The organism is Variovorax sp. 278MFTsu5.1 (assembly GCF_048305045.1).
Classification (GTDB): Bacteria; Pseudomonadota; Gammaproteobacteria; order Burkholderiales; family Burkholderiaceae_C; genus Variovorax; species Variovorax guangxiensis.
This window is the reverse complement of sequence record NZ_CP157622.1, coordinates 565,858-586,128: the sequence shown is the minus strand read 5'-3', so window position 1 is coordinate 586,128 and position 20,271 is coordinate 565,858. Positions and strand designations below refer to the sequence as shown.

General features: G+C 69.4%; 15 protein-coding genes. 4 read left to right on the top strand and 11 right to left on the bottom strand.

Annotated features, from left to right (window positions below; translation table 11 throughout):
• Positions 1 to 9 precede the first annotated feature (9 nt).
• On the bottom strand, positions 10 to 1,569 hold the full coding sequence (gene gntK, locus ABL844_RS02575; RefSeq protein ID WP_418130395.1) for a gluconokinase: 1,560 nt from the start codon (positions 1,567 to 1,569) through the stop codon (positions 10 to 12).
• A 10-nt stretch (positions 1,570 to 1,579) separates the two neighbouring features.
• The gene (locus tag ABL844_RS02570) at positions 1,580 to 2,932 is read right to left on the bottom strand and encodes a GntP family permease (protein ID WP_418130394.1); all 1,353 of its coding nucleotides are present in this window, start codon (positions 2,930 to 2,932) and stop codon (positions 1,580 to 1,582) included.
• 217 nt (positions 2,933 to 3,149) lie between these two features.
• Here ABL844_RS02570 and ABL844_RS02565 point away from each other — a divergent pair, with 217 nt between their 5' ends.
• Complete coding sequence (locus tag ABL844_RS02565) at positions 3,150 to 4,181, top strand: LacI family DNA-binding transcriptional regulator (protein ID WP_369659905.1); 1,032 nt, start codon at positions 3,150 to 3,152, stop codon at positions 4,179 to 4,181.
• A gap of 25 nt (positions 4,182 to 4,206) precedes the next feature.
• Here the strand turns inward: ABL844_RS02565 and ABL844_RS02560 are convergent, their stop codons facing one another.
• From ABL844_RS02560 to ABL844_RS02525, 8 genes are all read right to left on the bottom strand, one after another.
• Positions 4,207 to 6,456, bottom strand: a complete 2,250-nt coding sequence (locus ABL844_RS02560) for a LamG-like jellyroll fold domain-containing protein (RefSeq protein WP_418130393.1) — start codon at positions 6,454 to 6,456, stop codon at positions 4,207 to 4,209.
• 209 nt (positions 6,457 to 6,665) lie between these two features.
• A complete protein-coding gene (locus tag ABL844_RS02555) occupies positions 6,666 to 8,492 on the bottom strand; it encodes a hybrid sensor histidine kinase/response regulator (RefSeq protein WP_184640161.1) in 1,827 nt (608 codons plus the stop codon).
• 61 nt (positions 8,493 to 8,553) lie between these two features.
• The gene (locus ABL844_RS02550; RefSeq protein WP_184640163.1) at positions 8,554 to 9,267 is read right to left on the bottom strand and encodes a response regulator transcription factor; all 714 of its coding nucleotides are present in this window, start codon (positions 9,265 to 9,267) and stop codon (positions 8,554 to 8,556) included.
• Between the two features lie 78 nt (positions 9,268 to 9,345).
• Positions 9,346 to 11,358 (bottom strand): kelch repeat-containing protein, encoded by a 2,013-nt coding sequence (locus ABL844_RS02545; RefSeq protein WP_418130392.1) that lies wholly within the window; start codon positions 11,356 to 11,358, stop codon positions 9,346 to 9,348.
• 236 nt (positions 11,359 to 11,594) lie between these two features.
• Positions 11,595 to 12,581 carry a Bug family tripartite tricarboxylate transporter substrate binding protein gene (locus ABL844_RS02540; protein WP_184640165.1) on the bottom strand — a complete coding sequence of 329 codons (987 nt, stop codon included), beginning with the start codon at positions 12,579 to 12,581 and terminating at the stop codon, positions 11,595 to 11,597.
• 61 nt (positions 12,582 to 12,642) lie between these two features.
• Positions 12,643 to 13,866, bottom strand: coding sequence for an acyl-CoA dehydrogenase family protein (locus ABL844_RS02535; RefSeq protein ID WP_418130391.1), 1,224 nt, complete (start codon positions 13,864 to 13,866; stop codon positions 12,643 to 12,645).
• A 1-nt stretch (position 13,867) separates the two neighbouring features.
• Complete coding sequence (locus ABL844_RS02530; RefSeq protein ID WP_418130390.1) at positions 13,868 to 15,415, bottom strand: AMP-binding protein; 1,548 nt, start codon at positions 15,413 to 15,415, stop codon at positions 13,868 to 13,870.
• Between the two features lie 158 nt (positions 15,416 to 15,573).
• Positions 15,574 to 16,575: a LysR family transcriptional regulator gene (locus ABL844_RS02525; protein WP_418130389.1), complete on the bottom strand. Its 1,002-nt coding sequence runs from the start codon at positions 16,573 to 16,575 to the stop codon at positions 15,574 to 15,576.
• Between the two features lie 272 nt (positions 16,576 to 16,847).
• Between ABL844_RS02525 and ABL844_RS02520 the strand changes: the two genes are divergently transcribed.
• Together ABL844_RS02520 and ABL844_RS02515 are read left to right on the top strand one after the other, a co-directional pair.
• On the top strand, positions 16,848 to 17,219 hold the full coding sequence (locus ABL844_RS02520; protein ID WP_184640171.1) for a phage integrase family protein: 372 nt from the start codon (positions 16,848 to 16,850) through the stop codon (positions 17,217 to 17,219).
• Positions 17,216 to 17,869: a hypothetical protein gene (locus tag ABL844_RS02515; RefSeq protein WP_418130388.1), complete on the top strand. Its 654-nt coding sequence runs from the start codon at positions 17,216 to 17,218 to the stop codon at positions 17,867 to 17,869. The genes ABL844_RS02520 and ABL844_RS02515 overlap by 4 nt, the downstream gene beginning before the upstream one ends.
• 359 nt (positions 17,870 to 18,228) lie before the next feature.
• On the opposite strand, the gene ssb is transcribed toward ABL844_RS02515, so the two are convergent.
• Entirely contained in the window at positions 18,229 to 18,768 is a 540-nt protein-coding gene (gene ssb / locus ABL844_RS02510; protein ID WP_184640175.1) for a single-stranded DNA-binding protein, read from the bottom strand.
• A gap of 108 nt (positions 18,769 to 18,876) precedes the next feature.
• On the opposite strand from ssb, the gene ABL844_RS02505 reads away from it, so the two are divergent.
• Positions 18,877 to 20,268, top strand: coding sequence for a chloride channel protein (locus tag ABL844_RS02505; RefSeq protein WP_369659914.1), 1,392 nt, complete (start codon positions 18,877 to 18,879; stop codon positions 20,266 to 20,268).
• Positions 20,269 to 20,271: the final 3 nt, after the last annotated feature.

The window sequence follows — 20,271 nt, the reverse complement described above, 5'->3', positions numbered from 1 at the left end:
GGCAGGCCGTCAGCTTCGCCGCTGCGACGGTGGCACCGCCGTCTGCTGCTGGAACGCGGCGAGCAGCCGGTATTCCTCGCCGAGCTTGCGCGGCAGCGAGTGGTACACCGGCAGCAGCTGCCGGTAGAGCGCGGCGTTCTTGGCGTTGGGCGTGTGGCGATGGGTGGCGCCGACCATGCCCGCGACCGCGTCGAGCGAATCGACATGGCCCAGCGCGTAGAGCCCGAGCACCGCGGCGCCGAGGCAGGAGCTCTCGAAGCTCTCGGGCACGACCACCTCGCGGTCGAACACGTCGGCCATCATCTGGCGCCACATGCCCGAGCGCGCGAAGCCGCCGGTGGCCTTGATGCGTGCACTGCGCCCGGCGATGGATTCCACCGCCGGCAGGATGCTGTGCAGGTTGAAGATCACGCCCTCCAGCACCGCGCGGATCATGTGTTCCTTGCGGTGGTGGATGCCCAGCCCGAAGAAGGAGCCGCGCAGGTCGGCGTTCCAGTAGGGCGCTCGCTCGCCGGTGAGGAAGGGGTGGAACACCAGTCCTTCGGAGCCGGCCGACACGCGCTCGGCGATGCGCGTGAGCACCTCGTAGGTGTCGATGCCCAGGCGCTTGGCGGTCTCGGCCTCGGCCGAGGCGAACTCGTCGCGCACCCAGCGCAGGATGATGCCGCCGTTGTTCACCGGCCCGCCCACCACCCAGCGCCGCTCGGCGAGCGCATAGCAGAAGGTGCGGCCCTCGGGGTCGGTCATGGGGTGGTCGACCACGGTGCGCATCGCGCCGCTGGTGCCGATGGTCACTGCCACCTCGCCGGGAGCCACCGCGTTCACGCCCAGGTTGGAGAGCACGCCGTCGTTCGCGCCGATGACGAAGGGCGTGTCGCGCGCCAGCCCCAGCTGCTTCGCCACGTCGCTCGCGAGGCCCTCGACGTGCCAGGTGGTCGGCACCGGGCGCGAAAGCTGTTCGGCGCGCACACCGGCGAGCGCGAGCGCCGCCTCGTCCCACTCGAGCCGTTCGATGTCGAAGAGGCCGGTGGCGGAAGCGATCGAATGGTCGACCTGCCACTGGCCGAAGAGCCGGAAGAACACGTACTCCTTGATGCCGACGAAGCGCGCGGCGCGCGAGAAGAGTTCGGCGCGCTCGTGGCGCAGCCACACCAGCTTGGCCAGCGGCGACATCGGATGGATCGGCGTGCCCGTACGGCGATAGATCGCGAGGCCGTCCCACTCGTCGCGGATGCGCGTGGCCCAGGCCGAGGCGCGGTGGTCGGCCCAGGTGATGCTGTTCGTGAGCGGCACGCCCGCGTCGTCGACCAGGATGAGGCTGTGCATCGCCGCGCTGAAGGACACGGCGAGCACGTCGGCGGGCGCAGCCTTGGCCTGCTTCACGCAGCTGGCGATGGCCGAGAGCACGGCCTGGAAGATCTGCTGCGGGTCCTGCTCGGCGGCGCCAGCCTCGGGCTGCAGCAGCGGGTATTCGGTCGCGTCGTGCGCCAGCACGCGCCCGGCGGGCGTGAAGGCCACGGCCTTCGTGCTGGTGGTTCCGATGTCGACGCCGATGACGATGCGACCCATGCTTTTCTCCTCAGACGACCATGTTCAGCAGCATGATGAAGACGATCGCCACGACCGAGATCAGCGTTTCCATCACGGTCCAGGTCTTGAAGGTCTCGGCCACGCTCATGTTGAAGTATTGCTTCACCAGCCAGAAGCCCGCGTCGTTGACGTGCGAAAGAATCAGCGAGCCCGCGCCGGTGGCCAGCACCAGCAGTTCGCGGTTCACGCCCGGCACCATGGTCGCCAGCGGCGCGACGATGCCCGCGCCGGTGATGGTGGCTACCGTGGCCGAGCCGGTGGCGATGCGGATCAGCCCCGCCACCAGCCAGGCCAGCAGGATCGGCGAGACCTGCGCATGCAGCGCCATCTGCCCGATCGCGTTGCCCACGCCGCTGGCCACCAGCATCTGCTTGAAGCCGCCGCCCGCGCCGATGATCAGCACGATGGCCGCGGTGGGCGCGAGGCTGTCGTCGACGAACTTCATGATCTGCCTGGCCGTGAAGCCGCGCGCGGTGCCGAAGGTGTAGAGCGACAGCAGCAGTGCCGCCAGCAGCGCGGTGATCGGGTGGCCGATGAAGTCCATCCACTGTCGCACGATGTTCTTCTCGTCGAGCGCCACGTCGGCGAAGGTCTTCAGCAGCATCAGCGCCACCGGCAGCAGCACGGTGACGAGCGTGATGCCGAAGCCGGGCAGCTCGCGCGCCTCGGGCTCGCGCGCCAGCTGTTCCATCAGCTCGGGCGAGGCCTCGCCCGGCACGTACTTCGAGATGAACTTGCCGAAGATCGGACCCGCGATCATCGCGGTGGGCAGGCCGACGATCAGGCCGTAGAAGATGGTCTTGCCGATGTCGGCATTGAACACGCCGATGGCCAGCAGCGGCCCCGGATGCGGCGGCACCAGGCCGTGCACCACCGAAAGCCCCGCCAGCAGCGGGATGCCGATGCGGATGAGCGACACGCCGGTGCGCCGCGCCACGATGAACACCAGCGGGATCAGCAGCACGAAGCCGATCTCGAAGAACAGCGGGATGCCGACCAGGAAGGCCGCGAACATCATCGCCCAGTGCACGCGCTCGCGGCCGAAGGCGTCGATCAGCGTGCGCGCGATGCGGTCCGCGCCGCCCGACTCCGCCATCATCTTGCCGAGCATGGTGCCCAGGCCGAGCACGATGCCCACGAAGCCCAGCACGCCGCCGAAGCCGTCCTGGAAGGACTTCATCACCTTGTCCACCGGCATGCCCGAGGTCAGGCCCAGGAAGCCCGCGGCCAGCGTCAGCGCGATGAAAGGGTGCACGCGCCAGCGCGTGATCAGAAGGATCAGCCCGAGGATCGCCACCAGGGCGTCGACGAGCAGGAAGATCTCTTGGCTCATTCCGAACATGGGTTGTCTCCTGAATCCGGGCCTTTGCGAAAACAAGGCAAGGCGGCGGCCCGGTGGGCTGGACAGCTTCGGGACAGCGCTATCCTGCACGATTCAAAAAAAGCCCGCTCTGGTGGGCGCTCGGGTTTTTCCGAATCGGCCAGGGGCTGGGATAGCGCTATCCTAGGACAGCGCTATCCAAATCCGGATTGGTATTAACCCTGAGACACGCCCGACCATGGCCGACACCCCCGACCGCCCGCGCTCCCGCTCTTCCAGCCACGTCACCCTCGACGACGTGGCGCGCGCCTGCGGGGTGAGCCCGATCACCGTGTCGCGGGCGCTGCGCGGCGCGCGCAACGTGGCGCCCGAGCTGCAGGCCCGCGTGCAGGCGGCGGTCGACCAGCTCGGCTACGTGCCCAACGTGGCGGCGCGCGCGCTGGCCTCGGCGCGCAGCTCCCACGTGGCGGTGCTGATCCCCTCGCTGACAAACCAGCTCTTCGTGGAGCTGCTCGAGGCGGTGCAGGACGCGCTGTCGCCGCACGGTTTCCAGTCGCTCATCGGCGTGACGCACTACGACCCGAGGCAGGAAGAGGCGCTGCTGCGCAGCTACCTCTCGCAGCGCCCGGCCGGCGTGCTGCTGACGGGCTTCGACCGGAGCGACGCGGCCGTGCAGATGCTGGAGCGCAGCAACGCGCCCTGCGTGTACCTGATGGAAACCTCGGCCGACGCGGGCGTGCACAGCGTGGGCTTCTCGCAGCGCGACGCGGGGCGCGCCATCGTGCAGCACCTGCTGCAAGGCGGCCGCCGGCGCATCGCCTATGCCGCCGGCCAGCTCGATCCGCGCGTGATGATGCGCCTGGAAGGCTATCGCGAGGCGCTGCGCGCGGCGGGCTGCCACGACCCCGCGCTCGAACTGCTGGTGCCGGGGCCGACTTCCATGGCGCTGGGCGGCCGCCAGTTCGAGGACCTGCTCGCGCGCCACCCCGACGTGGACGCCATCTTCTATTGCAACGACGACCTCGCCCAGGGCGCGCTGCTGGCCGCGCTGCGCAACGGCGTCGAGGTGCCGCGGCGCGTGGCGATCGCCGGCTTCAACGATCTGGGCGGCAGCGACCAGATGCTGCCGCCGCTGACCACCGTGCGCACGCCGCGCCGCGAGATCGGCGAACGCGCGGCCGCGATGCTGCTGGCGCTGATGCGCGGGGAGACCGTGGCCGAGCGAACGGTGGACCTGGGCTTCGAGCTGATGGCCCGGCAAAGCAGCTGAGGCCAGGCAACCGAAGGCGCGCGGCCTACAGCGCCAGCGCCGCCACCTCCGCGCTGCCCAGCGCACCGCCGTAGATGCGGAAGTCGTCGATGCGGCCCTTCAGGAACGCATCGCTCGGATACTGCGAGCGGCCCAGCCAGTTCTGCGTGGTAGCGCCGAGGTCGGCGGGCGCGAGGCTCATCTGCGCGTTGGAGCCGGCTTCGACGCCGTCCACGTACAGGGTGCCCAGCATGTCCGACACGGTCACCGCCACATGCACCCACCGGCCGGTGGGCATCGCCGCCGAGCCGTCGATCACCTGTTCGTTGTAGCCGTGCTCGGTGGTGATGGAGAAACGCGGCACGCCGCTGCCGTTGCGCACCGTCAGCATCATGTAGCGGCGAGTGCCGGAGCCGAAGTCGAAGACGCGCGACCAAGTCGCGAGCGTGTCGATGTAGAGCCAGGCCGCGATGCTGAAGTCGGCAATGTTCTTCGCCGCGCCGGCAGGCAGCGCCACGCAGCCGTTGGTGCCGCCAAGGGCGAGCGCGTTGCCCTTGCGTCCGGCGGTCCAGGTCGCGTCGCCCTGCAGTTCGCCGGCCGCGAACCGCCCGGTGGCGTCGGCAGCCTGCGTGCCCGCGGATTCGTCGAACTTCAGCTGCAGCAGCAGTTCGGCCCTGATCGCCGCGCGCTCTTCGTTGGAGGCGGCGCTCTCGCCTGATGCGCCGACCGCGACGACCACGTAGTACCAGACATCGTCGGCCGCGACACCGGCGTCGGTGAAGGTCAGCGTGTCGGTGATGCCCGATGCGATGTCGCTGTAGGGCCCGCCCGAGGTGCTCGCTCGCCTGACGGTGTAGCTCTGCGCATCGGGGCAGCCCCACCACGACAGCACCACCTGCGCGCCGCGCACGTGTGCCGTGAGCCCGCTCGGCTTGCCCGGCGCCGCGAACGGATCGCGCGTGAAGGTCAGCGTGCCGAAGCCCAGCTGGTCGCCGTTGCCGCCGTCGGACTCGGGGCGCATCTGTATCGCCTGCAGCGAGGTGTAGGGCGCGGCGACGCCCAGGCGGTTCGCGTAGTGGTTGTAGACGCTCTCCCAGACGGGGCGCCGGTGCCCCTGCCCCCCGGTCGCCAGCACCGACTGCGTGCCCTGCCTGTTGACGTTGGTGAAGAAGGGCACGGTGTAGAAGGTGCCGGTGCTGCTGTCGACGAGGTTCGACCTGGCGACGTACTCGGCGCCCGCGAGGAAGCGGTTGTTCTCGTAGCCGTAGGTGTCGTCGCCCTGGTTCCACGCCATCTCGTGGAACGCGGCCGCCAGGCCGATGCCCAGCGTGCAGTGGCCCTGGTCGCGGCCGCTTTCCTGCCACTGGCCGAGGTAGCCCGGATGCACCTGGTAGACCGCCTGCAGGCCCGCGCCATTGCCCTGGCCGGCCTTGAAGTAGCCCATCGCCTCGTCGTAGATGTCGGTACGGTCGCACAGCACGCCGATGGCCAGCATCGAGGCGATGTTGCACAGGTCCCAGTTGGCCCAGTAGTTGGTGATTTCGGAGCCGTTGTGGTTGATCAGGAAGCTGTGGTTGAGCGGGTAGAACAGCGTGAGCATCATGTTCTGGAAGCGCGCGAAATCGCTCGCGGCCCAGCCCTCGTAGCTGCGCATGATCTCGCCCGCGTTCGCGAACTGGTAGCCGTAGATGCCGGCGGCGAGGAAGCGGTCGGAGTTGCCGGTGACCAGCGTCAGCGTGGACGACCATGCGTTCAGGAAGACGACCGCGAGGTCGGCATAGCGCTTGTCCTGCGAGATCTTCCAGCGCAATGCGAGCTGGTAGGCGCGCGCGATGTCGATGTACATCTGCGCGAAGTTCTGGCCGTCTCCGCCGCGGATCACCGTGGCCAGCGGCCGCGGCGTGGCGCCGAGCTGCGAGCGGCCGCTGGAGGTCAGCGCTTTCCAGCCGTCGAGCCAGGGCTGTGCCTGCGCCGCGACCTTCTGGCGCATGCGCTCGAAGTCGGCCTCGGTGTGCAGCAGGCCGGGATGTACGAACTTTCGTGTCTGCGTGACCGGGTCTGTCGTTGCTGGTGCTGTTGTCGTGTCGACCGCGTCGGCGGCCGTGACCGTCGTCTGCGGCTGCCCGGTGGTGGCAGCGGTGGAGCCCTGCGTGCCGGTGCCCGCTGCCGGAAAGAAGAAGCTGCCTCCCCCTCCTCCGCAAGCCGTGGTCCCGAGGGTCAGGGCACTTGCCGTGCCCAGAAAGAAAACGCGGCGATCCAGGGAGAAGCCGTTCTTGTCGTCGTCCAACGCGTGCATCCTTGCAGAAACCTGTAAGGAGTCGATTCAGCAATCGGCATGCCCGCGCGCCTGCGCCGCCGCGCGGCGTGCCATTGCGCGCAGCGGTGAATGCAATGGCCTTGCATTGCGTCGCAAATGCATGCAGTGGCGTGACATTCGCTGTCACTCCCGCAAGCGGCGCGCCCAGGAATGTCAGTGCCAGCCGGTTCGCCGGACGCGTGGCGGGTTCAGGCGTCCTCCATGCGCGCATCCATATGCACGAGCTCGATGATGGCCTGCATCAGCGTGGCCGCGCTGACCGGCTTGAACAGCACCGGCACGCCCCACTCGCGCACGCGCTGCAGGCGCTCGGGCGCGGTCTCGCCGGTGATGAGCAGCATCGGCGCATCGAGCCTGAAGCGCTCGCGCAGCCGCAGTCCCACCTGCAGGCCCTCGGCACCGTCGCCCAGGCGGTAGTCGCACATCAGCAATGCGACCGGATTCAGGTCCGCGTCGGGCTGCGCAAGGACTTCCACTGCCTCGGCCTCGTCGGCCACCGCCACGACGTCGATGCCGTAGGCGCGCATGAGCTCGGTCATCGCCTCGCGGATGTCCTCCTCGTCGTCGATCAGCAGTACGCGCCCACCGAGTTCCGGCACCTGGAAGAAGTGGCGAACCGGCGATTCGAATTCCTGCAGCGGCAGGCTGTCCTGCGATGCCTCCGAGGGTTCGGCCAGCGGCAGCACGAGACGGAAGCGCGTCCCGCGCCCGGGGCGCGAGCGCAGCTCGACCCCGTGGCCGAGCAGACGGCCGAGGCGCCGCACGATCGACAGCCCGATGCCCAGGCCGCGCGAGCGGTCGCGCCCCGGGTTGTTCACCTGGTAGAACTCCTCGAAGATGCGCTCCGCCTGCTCGGGGGCGATGCCGATGCCGGTGTCGCGCACCTCGATCCACACCTGCTCGCCGCGCCTGCGCGCCATCACGGTCACGCCGCCCTGGCGCGTGTACTTCAGCGCGTTGTCCACGAGGTTGGAAAGCATGCGGTACAGCAGCTGCGGGTCGCTGCGCACCCACAGGCCGCTGGCGCGCACGCGCAGCTGCAGCCGCTTGCGCTCGGCCTGCACGGAAAAGGTGTTGTGCAGAGGCAGCAGCAGCTCGTCGAGTCCCAGCGCGATCGGCACGGGCTGCACCACGCCGGCGTCGAGCCGGGAGATGTCGAGCATGGTGTCCAGCGATGCGCCGAGCGCGTTCACCGCGCGCATCAGCCGCTCGACGTTTCGCTCCTCGGGGCGGTGGCGCAGCGTGTTGCCCAAAGCGGCGCCGAACAGCGCGATGGCATGCATGGGCTGGCGCAGGTCGTGGCTGGCGGCGGCGAGGAAGTGGGTCTTCTCGGCGCTGGCGCGCTCGGTGGCGGCGATCTGCTCGCGCAGCTGCGCGGCGAGCGCCTCGTTCTCGAACTGCAGGATCAGCGTGGCCGTCAGCCGCTTGTTCTGCTTGACGCCCTCGCTCAGCGTCAGCACGAGGTTGACGAAGGCGAAGCCGGCCAGGAACCAGTTGAGCGCGCCGCCATACCAGGCCAGCGAGATGATGAGCCCGCTCATCATCGGAATGCCGTAGCCGAACATCGCGGTGCGCAGCGGCCAGCGCGCCTGCACCGCGCGGGTCCAGCTGCCCATGATGACCACCGTGACGAAAGTGGTCAGCATCGAGTCCTGGATGCTCACGAGGAAGAGGCTGCTGGGCGCGGTCACGGTGCTGACCGCTGTGACGATGCGGGTGTACTTCTTCGCCCACGCGGGCGTTTCCGACAGCGGCACCTGCGGCGTCCAGCGCGGCGTGACGATGGCGTACAGGTCCACCAGCACGATCGCGGTGATCAGCGCCACGATCAGCAGCCTGAAGGCCGGATCGACGAAGAAGTAGCCGAAGCACCCGATGCCGATGGCGAAGCCCATGTGCGCGACGATGGCCGTGGTGTGGCCCGCGTACAGCGAGGCGACGTGCTCGCGCAGCACGCGCAACTCGAGCGTGGCGTCGACGGGCAAGCGCCCCGGGGCCGGATCGTTCTTCTTCATTTCCCTTGTCTCCCTTCGAGGCCTTCATCGCGCCCCGTTGCCTGCCGCGGCAGGGCCCGGCTCAGCGCAGGCTGCTGATCAACTGCGCGCGCGAGCGCATGCCGAACTGCAGCAGGATGCCCGCGACATAGTTCTTGACCGTGCCTTCGCTGATCTCGGCCAGCAAGGCGATCTCGTGGTTGCTCTTTCCCTCCAGCAACCAGTTGAGCACCTGGAGCTGCCGCTTCGTGAGCTTGTGCCGGGCGTTGCTGGACGAAGGCGCCACGGCATCGGACGGCGCGGGCATGGCGGGAGGCTGGTAGTTCACCGCGTCGCCGCCCAGCAGGCCGCAGGCGCGGATGAAGCTCACGACTTCGCGCAGCGTGGCCGACTTCGGCAGGTACGCGAAGGCGCCCAGCGTCATCGCTCCCTGCGCGAGCGTGTCTTGCGCGAGCGTCGTGTTGCCGGTGCCCGAGAGCACCACGATGCGCGCCTCGGGATAGCGCGATCGGAATTCCATGAGCCCGCTCAGGCCCTGCGTGTCGGGCAGCGCCAGGTCGAGCAGCACCAGTTCGATCGCTTCCTGGTTGTCCTCGAAGACCGCCATGGCCTCGGCCAGGTTGCCGGCCTCTAGCACCTCGATGGGCGTGGCCGACACGTTGGCCTCCAGCAGCGCGCACACGCCCATGCGCACGAGGTCGTGATCGTCCACGACCAGGATGGCGCGCGGCCGCGCGGGGTCTCGCTGTCGCCGGGTCTCCTCGGCCGGGGATGCGGGCCTGTCGGTCTCTGTCATCCCCCGGATGCTATTTGCGACCCGTGGGGCACCGTAAGTGCCCAAAGTCATGGCCGCGCCCGGCGCCGGCGCGGCCGTCTAGGGCGTGAAGCGTTCGACCGAGGTGAGGTCGCCCGAACCGGAATCTCCCGAGATGACCAGCACGCTCCCGTCGTTCAGCAGGATGGCCGTTGCCCGGGAGCGGGCGTTCGACATCGAGGCCGCGGCGGTCCAGGTGTCGACGTCGGGGTTGTAGATCTCCGCCGTGGCGAGGCCGGCACCGCCGGCCAGCAGCACGCGTCCGTCCGCCAGGACGGTCATGGTGGGCAGGACGCGCTTGATGCTGCTCGCGATGGTGCTCGCGGTGAAGGCCAGGCCGGAGGGATCGAAGCGCAGCGCGGTGGTGCTGCCGTCCGTCGACGCGAGCACGCTGCCGTCGGCGAGAAGCGCGGAGATGTAGATGTTGCCTGCGGGAACGGTGCCCGCCACCGGCGTCGTGCTTCCGCTGTCGTTGACCGGGAACAACTCGGCGGACGTGAGCTGATGCGTCGCGCCGCTGGGACCGCCGATACCGCCGATCAGCAGCACGGCGCTGCCGCCGGCCAGCAGCTGGGCGCCATGCTGCGCGCGCGGGGTGGACAGCGGGGTGGCCATGAGCGACCAGGTACCGGTGGCCGGGTCGTAGAGTTCGGCCGTCTGCGAGTACTGGGTGGCGGTCTGGTAGCCGCCGATCGCCAGCACCTTGCCGTTGGGCAGCAGCGAGGCCGAATGCCGCGTGCGCGCCGCGCTCATGCTTCCGGTCGCGGTCCAGGTATTGGCGACCGGGTCGTAGAGCTCGGCGCTGGCCTGGCTCGCGCTGTTGGAACTGTCGCCGCCCGCGACCAGCACCCGGCCGTCCGCCAGCAGCGTGGCCGAGGAATCGGCGCGGGCAGCCAGCATCTGCGGCAACGTCGTCCACGTGTCGGTGGCGGGGTCATAGAGGTCCGCCGCGCCGGTGTAGCCCGTTCCCCCTATTCCACCGACCACCAGCACCTTGCCGTTGGCGAGCTTCACCGCGGCGGAATAGTGTCGGGCGACGGGAATGGGCGCAGCCGCCGTCCAGCTGCCTCTTGCGGTGACGGAGATCTTCAGCTGCGTCTGCGCCGAGCCGGCCGCGTTGCTCGCGGTGACGGTGTAGGTCGCCTGCGGCTGGATCGCGCCCGGCGTGCCGGTGACGGCGCCGGTGGCCGCGTTGATGCTCAGGCCGGCGGGCAGCGCCGGCGCGATCGTGAACGAGGAAGCCGGGCCGCCCGTGACCTGAGCCGTGTTGGGCACGATCGGCTCGGTCGTCACGTAGAGGGCGGCGGGCGTGTCATAGCTCACGCTCGCGGGCGCCGCCAGCGCCGGCTGCACGGTCAGGCGCAGGGTGACCGTGGCCGACCCCGCCGTGTTGGTGCCGGTGACCACGTAGTCCGCCGCGGCAGCGGTCGCGGTCGGCGTGCCGCTGATCACGCCGGTGAGCGCGTCGAGCGACAGCCCCGCGGGCAGTGCCGGTGCGATGCCGTAGCCGGTGATCGGACCGCCGCTGCTGCTCGGCGCATTCGCCGCGATGCCCTGGCCCACGGTGTAGACCGGCGCGAGTTCCCTGTAGCTCAGGCCCGCCGGCGCGGCCGGCGACTGGCGAACCTCGACCACCACGCGCGCAGTGGCGGTGCCGCCGGCATTGCCGGCAGTGACCGTATACACGGTGGACGCGGCCAGCACCGTGGGCGTGCCGCTGATGACGCCGGTGGTGCCGTCGATGACGAGGCCCGCCGGCAGCGCCGGCTCGATCGTGTAACGCTCGACCGTGCCGCCGCTGGCGCTCGGCCTGTTGGGCACGATGGGCTGCCCGAGCTCGTATGTCGCGGAGGTCATGGCGTAGCTGAAGCCCGAGGGCGGCTGCACCGTGGGCGTGTCCGGCGGAGTGACGCCCGGACCGGCGCCGACGAAGGAGAAGCCCCCGGAGCCGCCGCCGCATCCCGACAGCAGCACGGCCACGCCCATCAGCAGCATCCGGAACCAGGCCCCGATGGAAGAAGAAAGGTCGAGGCGCAGCGCGTGCCGCGACGAAGGAACAGGCCGGATGTGCATGGCGCCGGGGACTCCGTGATCGTGGTTTGCTTCGCGGAGGCACCACAGGCGCGGCAGATCGGATGCGCGCGGTCGGTACCGTTCCGCCCGGAACGGCAGTCCTGTGGATGCACGGCAATGCCGATCGGCACAGGACGGCCTCGGAAAACGGCGCCAAATGTAACACTCCTGATACTTCTGCGCAGAAGTCAGGCTCCGTACAGGAAATCTCCTGACCGGCAGAGCACCGCAGAGGCTCAGAGCGGCTCCAGCCCCACCTTCTTCATCATGGCCTCGGTGAATACCATCTCCTTGGTGAAGCCCGTGGTGTAGGCCGAACCGTCCTGCATGTCGACCCTGCCGCCCTGCTCCTGCAGCGCCGCGACCACCCTGGGCTGCGCCAGCGCCTTCTCGAAGGCGGCGCGGATGCGCTGCACGATGGCGTCGGGCGTGCCAGCCGGCACCGAGATGCCGCCCCACGAGGTGAGCTCGGCCCCCTTCACGCCCAGCTCGGCCAGCGTGGGCACCTGCGGCAGCACGGGGTTGCGCTTCGCTCCCGCCACCGCCAGCGGACGCAGCTTGCCGGCCACGATCTGCGGATAGGCCACGCTGAAGATCGGCATGCCGAACGCGACCTGGTCGCCGAGCACCGCGTTGACCAGCTCCGAGGCGCCCTTGTAGGGCGCATGCAGCGCGGTGACGTTCTCGGCCGAGAGCAGCATCTCCACGCCCAGGTGCGAAGGCGTGCCCACGCCGCCCGAGGCATAGGCCAGCTGCCCGGGTTGCGCCTTGGCCCTGGCCACGAGGTCGGCCAGGCTGCGGACGTCGGAGCTGGCGTTCACGACCAGCACCACGTCGGAGCTGGCCAGCCGCATCACGTGGCGGAAGTCCTTCAGCGCGTCGTAGCCCGGGTTGCGGTACATGCGCATGTTGGCGGCCATGGGCGCGGCCGAGTAGATCCAGGTGTAGCCGTCCGCCGGAGACTTGGCGACGATGCGCGCGCCGATGTTGCCGGCCGCGCCGGCCTTGTTTTCGATCACCACCGGCTGGCCGATGACCGGCGCCACCGCCTCGGCGAGGATGCGCGCGGTGATGTCGGGGCCGGTGCCGGCCAGGTAGGGCAGCACCCACTTGATGGGACGGCTGGGGTAGGCCTCTTCGGCCCGCGCGAGGCCCGTGCCCAGGGGCTGCAGCATGGCGGCCAGGGCGTGCCCAAGCAGCTTGCGGCGATGTGGATCGGTCATTGTCTTGTCTCCTGTCGCTTGTCTCGTTGTCTGCTTCTTCTTCGGAACGCGCAAGGCGTTCTCAACCCGCCTCGGACGCCAGCAGTTCCTTGGCGATGGTGTTGCGCTGGATCTCGCTGGTGCCGGTGAGCACGCGGTACATGCGCAGCACGCGGAAGAGGAACTCCACACGCCGGCCCTGCACGATGCCTTCGCCGCCGTGGATCTGCACCGCGCGGTCGGCCACGCGGAAGGCGGTCTCGGAGCAGAACAGCTTGGCCATGGAGGCCTCGGCGCGTGCGTCCGAGCCTGCGTCGATCTGGCGGGCGGTGTTGATCATCAGCGCGCGCGCCGCCGCGAGTTCGGTCGCCATGTCGGCCAGCATGTGCTGGATGGCCTGGAACTGGCCGATGGCGCGGCCGAACTGCTTGCGCTGCAGCGCGTAGTCGCGCGCGTCGCGCAGCGCCACCTGCGCCAGCCCGACCATCGCCGGGCAATGCAGCAGCCGGTTGACGGTGATGCGGCCCAGCGCCAGCGCCAGGCCCCGGCCCTGCTCGCCGATCAGGTTGGCGGCCGGCACCCGGGCGTTCTCGAACACGATGTTGCCGGTGCCCGACTGGCCGGCCATGGTCTTGTAGCCCGACTCCACGCGCACGCCGGGCGCCTTCAGGTCGACGAAGAAGGCCGACACCTCGCGCTGGGCGGGGTCGGTGGCGGTGGAGGCGACCAGCACCGCGAAGTCGGCGAAGGGCGCGCCCGAGATGAAGCGCTTGCGGCCGTTGACGATGTACTCGTCGCCGTCGAGCACCGCGTGCGTCTGCACGGCGCCGGCGTCGGAGCCGGCCTGTTCTTCCGTCAGCGCGAAGCAGATGGCCTTGTCGGCCTCGGCCACCGGCACGATGAAGTTCCGCATCTGCCACGGCGTCGCGAAGCGTGCCAGCGCGCCCACACGCGGCGGGCCGCTCAGCTCGCCGAACACATGCGGCGCGAAGGGCGAGCCGGTGGCGTAGATCGCCTCCTTGATGAGCGCGTGGTCGAGCACCGAGAGGCCCATGCCGCCCATTTTTTCGGGCAGCGTCATGCCGTAGAAGCCCAGCTCGCGCGAGCGCTTCCACACGCGCTGCAGCAGCTCACGGGGCGCGCCGCGCTCGCTGTCGATGTCGTGCTCGCGCGCCAGGTCGGCCAGCTCGCCGTTCAGGAAGGCCTGCACGCGGCCGATGACTTCGGCGGCGCGCTCCGAGCCCTCGAAGGGGCCCGCGAAGATCGGCGCCATGTTGTTGATGGCGGGTGTCGTCATTGCATCCATCTCAGTTCACCATCCTCTCCTGGCCTGCCCAGTACGGCGCCTGCACCGCCTTGCGCATCACCTTGCCGTTGGGGTTCTTCGGCAGCGAGGCCACGAACTCGATGCGGCGCGGGCGCTTGAAGCCCGCCAGCCGCTCGCCGCAGAAAGCGTCGATGGCCGTGCCCTCCGCCGCGCGGCCGGGCTTGAGCACCACGTGCGCCGCCACCGACTCGCCCCACTTGTCGTCGGGAATCGCGAACACGCAGGCTTCCTGCACCGCTTCGTGCTGGAACAGCACCGCCTCTACCTCGGAGGGATAGACGTTGAAGCCGCCGCTGATGACCATGTCCTTCTTGCGGTCGACGATGTAGACGTAGCCCTCCTCGTCCATGCGCGCGAGGTCGCCAGTGTGGTAGCGGCCGTTCTTCAGCACCTCGGCCGTGAGCTCGGGCGCGCGCCAGTAGCCGGCGAAGATGTCCTCGCCGCCGACCACGATCTCGCCGATCTCGCCGGTGGCCACCGGTTGGCCCTCGTCATCGAGGATGCGCACGTCGCATTCGAGCAATGGGCGCCCGCACGAGGCCAGGCGCTCGGGCCGCGCGGCGCGGGCATGAAGGTGGTCGTGCGTGGTCAGCGCGCACACGCCAGAGGTGGTCTCGCCCGCGCCGTAGCCTTGCGACAGCACGGGGCCGAACACGTCCATGGCCTTGAGGATGCGCGCCGGCGCCATCGGCGCGGCGCCGTAGCCCAGGCGCTGCAGGTCGGGCAGCGGGCGGTATTGGCCCTCGAGCTCGCCCAGCAGCATGTTGATCATGGTCGGTACCATGAAGGTGTGCGTCACGCGGTCGGCGCGCATGTCTGCGATGAAGCGCGCCGGCTCGAAGCCCGAGAACAGGCGGATCGTCACGCCGCTGCACAGCGCCGGCACGATCTGCATGCCCGAGGCGTGCGTGACCGGCCCCACCAAGCCGAGGATGTGCCCTTCGTGCATGCCCTCGGAGCGGATCAGGAACTTGCGCAGCTGCGCGAGCCGGTTGCCGAAGGTCTGCATCGCGGCCTTCAGCACGCCCGATGAGCCCGAGGTGTAGTGCAGCACCGCGAGCTCGTCGGCATGCACTTCCACCGGCGCGAACGCATCGCTGGCGCGAGCGAGCGCGGCCTCGTAGTTCGTCGCGGCATCGCCGTCCAGCAGCAGCAGGCGGGGCATCTCGCCGCGGATGTGCGCCCGGAAGCTCTCGGCGCGCTCGCTGGTGGTGACGATGATCGCGGCCTCGCTGTTGGCCGCGATCTCGCCCACCTCGCTCGGTGACAGGCGCGAGTTGAACGGCGCCTTCACCAGGCCGGCCTTGTAGCAGGCGATCTCGATCTCGACGATCTCGGCGCAGTTGGCCAGGTAGATGCCCACGCGGTCGCCGCGCGCGAGGCCGAGGCCCAGCAGCGCGTTGGCGAGGCGGTTGCTGCGCTGTTCCAGCTCGGCGTAGCTGAGCGTGCGCGCGGGGCTCGTCACCGCGATGCGCCGGCCGTTGGCACGCGCGCTGCGCGCCACGAGTGCGCCGACATTGGCGACCACGCGCCTTGGGGGAATGGATGGGGGATTGATGCTTGTCTCCTGGGTGCCGCCCTTTGCGGTTCACGGCACTGTTCCAGAAGCGGCGCCGCAGGAGAAATACTGTTTGCTGATCCGCGGCCATCAACGGAATTGATGGCCCGTTGTGCCTCGGGGTGAGCTCAGCCGCGCATCATCCACTCGGCCATCCACTTGCGCTGCCTGATCAGGCTCTGCGCCTGGGATGTCAGCGCATCCACCACCACCTGCGTGACGGCATCGAGCGGCCGCTCGGCGGTGACCAGCGTGTATGCGCGCGAAAGCTCCGGGTTCACCACGCGCGCGACCAGCCAGCCTTCGCGCGGCGCCGGGCTGTCGTTCAGCGCACAGGCCGGCACGAAGGTGAAGCCGGCGCCGCTGAGGTAGAGCGAGCGGATCACACGCGCGGAATCGTGCTCGTGGACGATGTTCAGCGGCATGCCGCGGGCGCTCGCCGCACCCTCCACTGCCTGCCGTATCGCGAATCGGCGCGACTGCAGCACCAGCGGTTGAGCGGCGGCGTCGGCGAGGTCGATCAGCGGATAGGCGGGCGCACCGGCATCCGGCTTCGTCGCGGAGCGCCGACGGCCCGCGGGCGCCGCGCGCAGCAGCCGGGCGACGCGGCCATCGGTATCGCGTCCGCAGAAGTACATGCCCTCCTGCGCCATCGGCCTGCAGCGCAAGCCTTCGAGAGGCGGCGTGTCGACCAGGATGCCCACGTCGGCGCGGCGCTCGAGCACGGCCTTGCACACCGTCAGGCTCAGGCCGTCGAGCACGAAGACGCGCACGCGCGGGTGCGACTCCTTGAGCGCGGCCAGCACCGGCCCCATCAGCAGCGAGGCGAGCAGGAACGGAATGGCCAGCGTGACCGAGCCTTCGGGCCCCTGCGGCAGGCGCTGGATGCGCTCGCGCATGGCATCGGCGTCGCTCAGCAGGCGGCGCGCGTCGTCATACAGCCGCAGCCCGGCCGACGTGGGCGTGACGCCGGCATGCGAGCGTTCGAAGAGCTGCACGCCGAGCTCGCTTTCCAGCTTCTTGATCTGCGCCGTGAGCGCCGGCTGCGCCACGTACAGCGCCCCGGCCGCGCGAGAGAGGCTGCCGGCTTCGAGCACGGCGATGAAATAGCGGAGTGTGCGCAGGTCCATGCTGGCTACTATGCCTCGCGGCGCCGCAGCGGCTGCGGCGACGGACTTGCGGGCCTGGCAAACCCTGATCGGTCATCAGACATATGTTTGAAAATCAGACACGCCATTTGTCTGAATCGACGACACCATACGATCGACGGATCGGGAAATCTCTTGTGGATCAACGCGCAGGCGCACTGGCATGCCCCATGCAAAGCACAGCCGATCCGATCCACAACACGCGCTAAATCATCGCGGGCCGCCGCTCTTCCCGTTTCGCGCCTGGAGACACCATGGACACCCTTCTTCTTCAATCTCGCGCAGACGCGCCCCAGGCGCACGACAGCGTCGCCGCCTGGTTCGACCCGCTGCTGTCCGAAAGGCTCGCGCAGGCCGGCTTCGGCACGCTGGAGCAGCTGGCGCAACGCATCAACGATGCCGGCGTGACCTGGTGGTATCCGGTGCGGGGCATCGGCGTGAGGCGCGCCGAGCGCGTCGTGCAATGGCTGCACGAGCAGCAGCAGAGCACGGGCATGGAGGTGAACCTGCGCGGCCTGCGCGAACACGGGCGGGCGCGGTCGTCGTCATGCGCAGGCGCGCAGGCTGCGGTGGAGTGCGGCTCGGATAATGCGGGCTTCGTGTCAGCAGCAACAAGGCAAGGATGAGCGCCGCGGATTTTCTTTTTTCTCCCGAAGTACAGAAGCTGCTCACGGTCTTGTACGCGGCACCAGCCGACGAGCAGTTCCCGACCGCCGAACTCGCGCGGCGCGCCAGGCTGGCGGAACCCGAAGCCACGGCGACCGTCGGGCACCTGGTCAGCAGCGGCATCGTGAAGCGCCAGGCAGCGAAGGCCGAGCAGCCCGAGACCATCCGGATCGACCGCTCCTTCGTCTTCCACGACCAGCTGCGCAGCATCGCGCTGCGCTCCTTCGCCGCGGCGGAGCCGATCCGCTCCATGCTGCGGTCCAAGTTCAAGGACTCCGTCGTGCGCGCCTTCGTGCTGGGCGAAGACGAGCAGGGCACCTTGGAACTGCTGGTCGCGCACGGCCAGCTGGTGCCCGACGAAGCCGCCATGGCGGCGGCCTGCCAGAAACTGTCGAAATCCATGGGCAGGCATCTGAAGGTGCACGTCGTTCCGCTCACGCGGCTCAACGGCATGCCGCCGCGCGATCCGCTGGCGTCGAAGCTCGCCGCGGCCACGGTGCACGAGATCATCGCGCTGGGGGATACCAAGGCGGCGCTGCCCGTGGAACGTGGCGGGCTGCTGCAGGCGGCGAGGAAGAGGCTGGCGACGCTGGGCAGACCGCCAGCGTGATCCCCAGGAGAAGGACGACACCAGCAAGATGGCCGGCAACCCGGCCTGCCGCCGGGCGTGGCTGCAATCAGAAGACGCCGAAAACCTTCAGCAGGATGATCACGCCGATCGGTACGCCGCACAGCCAGAGGATGATGCTTTTCATAGGGGTCTCCTGTTCATTGGAGCGGCAACCTTAGCGAGCGCCTGGCTGGCGCCGAGACGGAAAAGGACGGACGGCGGGGTAGGCGCACTTCCACGCGCACCTCGCGCGAACTTCACGCGAGCCAATGCACGACGGCACCCGCCGGACTCCGAAATAGAAAGAGCCGCTTTCCCCAAAGGGAAAGCGGCTCTCTATTTGCAAAAACTGTCCGGCTTCAGAACGGAATGTCGTCGTCCATGTCATCGAAGCCCGACGACGACTTGGCCGGTGCCTGGCGCGGAGCCGGCGCCGGAGCGCGCGGTGCGGCCGCGGGTGCGCGCGGGGCGTAGCCGCCACCACCACCGCCGCCTTGCGAGTAGCCGCCGCCACCGCCGTAGCCGCCGTCGTCATCGCTGGGACCCGACGGGCCGCCCTGGCCCTGGCGGCTGCCGAGCATCTGCATCTGGTCGGCGCGGATCTCGGTGGTGTACTTTTCGATGCCGTCCTTGTCGGTCCACTTGCGCGTGCGCAGGCTGCCTTCGACATACACCTGCGAGCCCTTGCGCAGGTATTGGCCGGCGATTTCGGCCAGGCGGCCATTGAAGACGATGCGGTGCCACTCGGTGGCTTCGCGCATTTCGCCGCTTTGCTTGTCCTTCCAGCGATCGGTGGTGGCCACTGTGACGTTCGCGACCTGGTCGCCGCTCGGGAATGTACGCATCTCGGGGTCGCGCCCCAGATTGCCGACGACGATGACTTTATTGACCGATGCCATATGCACTGCCCCTGATAAGTAGATGGAGGAGAAGGTTGAGAAGAACCCTCGATTGTGCCCCAAGGCGACCGCTCTCTTTCTCCCCCGGTGCCAGAATGGGCGCTTGCGATGAACCGGGAACCTGACTTTTTCGAGCATCTGCGCGCCGAGCTGTCCAGCGGCCGCGTCTGGCTCGACCGCGCCATCGTGCTGGGCTACGCCATCGCGGCGGGCCTCTTCGTGGTGGGCTTCACGCTGGCCAGCGACTGGGTCTTCGGCCAGTTCCACCGCTTCTACCGCGCCTGGCCCTGGGCGGTGCTGCTGACCACGCCGATGCTCACGGCCGGCATCGTCTGGTTCACCCTGCGTTTCTTCCCCGGAGCTGGAGGCTCCGGCATTCCCCAGATCAAGGCCGCGCTCCACCCGGCCCTGCCCGGGGAGCGGCGCTTCGTGTTCGCCTCGCTGCGGCTGACAGTCGCCAAGATCGGGCTGGGCGTGGCGGGCTTCGCGGCCGGCCTGTCGATCGGCCGCGAGGGACCTTCGGTGCAGGTGGCGGCGGGCGTGATGCAGCATGCGCGGCGCTGGCTGTCGCCCAACACGTCCATCGACGGGCGCGCGCTGCTGGTGGCCGGCGGCGCGGCCGGCATCGCGGCGGCCTTCAATGCGCCGCTGGCGGGCGTGGTGTTCGCCATCGAGGAGCTGTCGGGCCGGCTGGAGGCGCGCTCCAGCGGGCTGATCATCACGGCCATCGTGCTGGCGGGCCTGGTGGCTGTGTCCGCCTTCGGCAACGTCAGCTATTTCGGCGTGATCCGCGTGCCGCGGCTGGGCTGGGACGTGCTCGGGCCAGGCCTGCTGGTCACGCTGCTGAGCGGCGCCGCGGGCGGCCTCTTCGCGCGGCTGCTGATCGCCTCGCTCACCGGCACGGCCGGGCGCTTCAACCGCTGGCGGGCGCGCTTTCCGGTGCGCTTCGCGGCGGTCGGCGGGCTGGCTGTGGCCGTCATCGGGTTGGTCACGGGCGGCGTCACCTTCGGCGCGGGCTCGGAGGCAGTCAAGCAGATGCTGCAGGGCCACGACGAGCTGACGCCGCTGTACACCGTGCTCAAGTTCGTCGCCACCTGGCTCACGGCGTGGTGCGGCGTGCCGGGCGGGATCTTCGCGCCCTCGCTGTCCATCGGCGCGGGCATCGGCGACGCGGTGGCCCGGTTCGCAAGCAGCGAGCAGGGGCCGGCGCTCATCGCCATGGGCATGGCCGGCTTCCTCGCGGCGGTGACGCAGGCGCCGCTGACCGCCTTCATCATCGTGATGGAGATGGTCGACGGCCACTCGATGGTGCTGAGCCTGATGGCCGCCGCGATGCTGGCCAGCCTGGTCTCGCGCATGATCAGCCGGCCGCTGTACGACACGCTGGCCGAGCACATGGTGAGCCGTGCGATCAGCACCTCCACCGGCACCGAAGCGGTGCACCCGCCGCCGGCAGAAACCCCGAAGTCCGAACCGCCGGTTCCCTCCGGCTCGCCATGAAAT

Bases quoted from the DNA above. Each gene is read 5' to 3' on its own strand.
- gntK (WP_418130395.1), bottom strand. From the start codon at position 1,569: ATGGGTCGCATCGTCATCGGCGTCGACATCGGAACCACCAGCACGAAG.
- ABL844_RS02570 (WP_418130394.1), bottom strand. From the start codon at position 2,932: ATGTTCGGAATGAGCCAAGAGATCTTCCTGCTCGTCGACGCCCTGGTG.
- ABL844_RS02565 (WP_369659905.1), top strand. From the start codon at position 3,150: ATGGCCGACACCCCCGACCGCCCGCGCTCCCGCTCTTCCAGCCACGTC.
- ABL844_RS02560 (WP_418130393.1), bottom strand. From the start codon at position 6,456: ATGCACGCGTTGGACGACGACAAGAACGGCTTCTCCCTGGATCGCCGC.
- ABL844_RS02555 (WP_184640161.1), bottom strand. From the start codon at position 8,492: ATGAAGAAGAACGATCCGGCCCCGGGGCGCTTGCCCGTCGACGCCACG.
- ABL844_RS02550 (WP_184640163.1), bottom strand. From the start codon at position 9,267: ATGACAGAGACCGACAGGCCCGCATCCCCGGCCGAGGAGACCCGGCGA.
- ABL844_RS02545 (WP_418130392.1), bottom strand. From the start codon at position 11,358: ATGCACATCCGGCCTGTTCCTTCGTCGCGGCACGCGCTGCGCCTCGAC.
- ABL844_RS02540 (WP_184640165.1), bottom strand. From the start codon at position 12,581: ATGACCGATCCACATCGCCGCAAGCTGCTTGGGCACGCCCTGGCCGCC.
- ABL844_RS02535 (WP_418130391.1), bottom strand. From the start codon at position 13,866: ATGGATGCAATGACGACACCCGCCATCAACAACATGGCGCCGATCTTC.
- ABL844_RS02525 (WP_418130389.1), bottom strand. From the start codon at position 16,575: ATGGACCTGCGCACACTCCGCTATTTCATCGCCGTGCTCGAAGCCGGC.
- ABL844_RS02520 (WP_184640171.1), top strand. From the start codon at position 16,848: ATGGACACCCTTCTTCTTCAATCTCGCGCAGACGCGCCCCAGGCGCAC.
- ABL844_RS02515 (WP_418130388.1), top strand. From the start codon at position 17,216: ATGAGCGCCGCGGATTTTCTTTTTTCTCCCGAAGTACAGAAGCTGCTC.
- ssb (WP_184640175.1), bottom strand. From the start codon at position 18,768: ATGGCATCGGTCAATAAAGTCATCGTCGTCGGCAATCTGGGGCGCGAC.
- ABL844_RS02505 (WP_369659914.1), top strand. From the start codon at position 18,877: ATGAACCGGGAACCTGACTTTTTCGAGCATCTGCGCGCCGAGCTGTCC.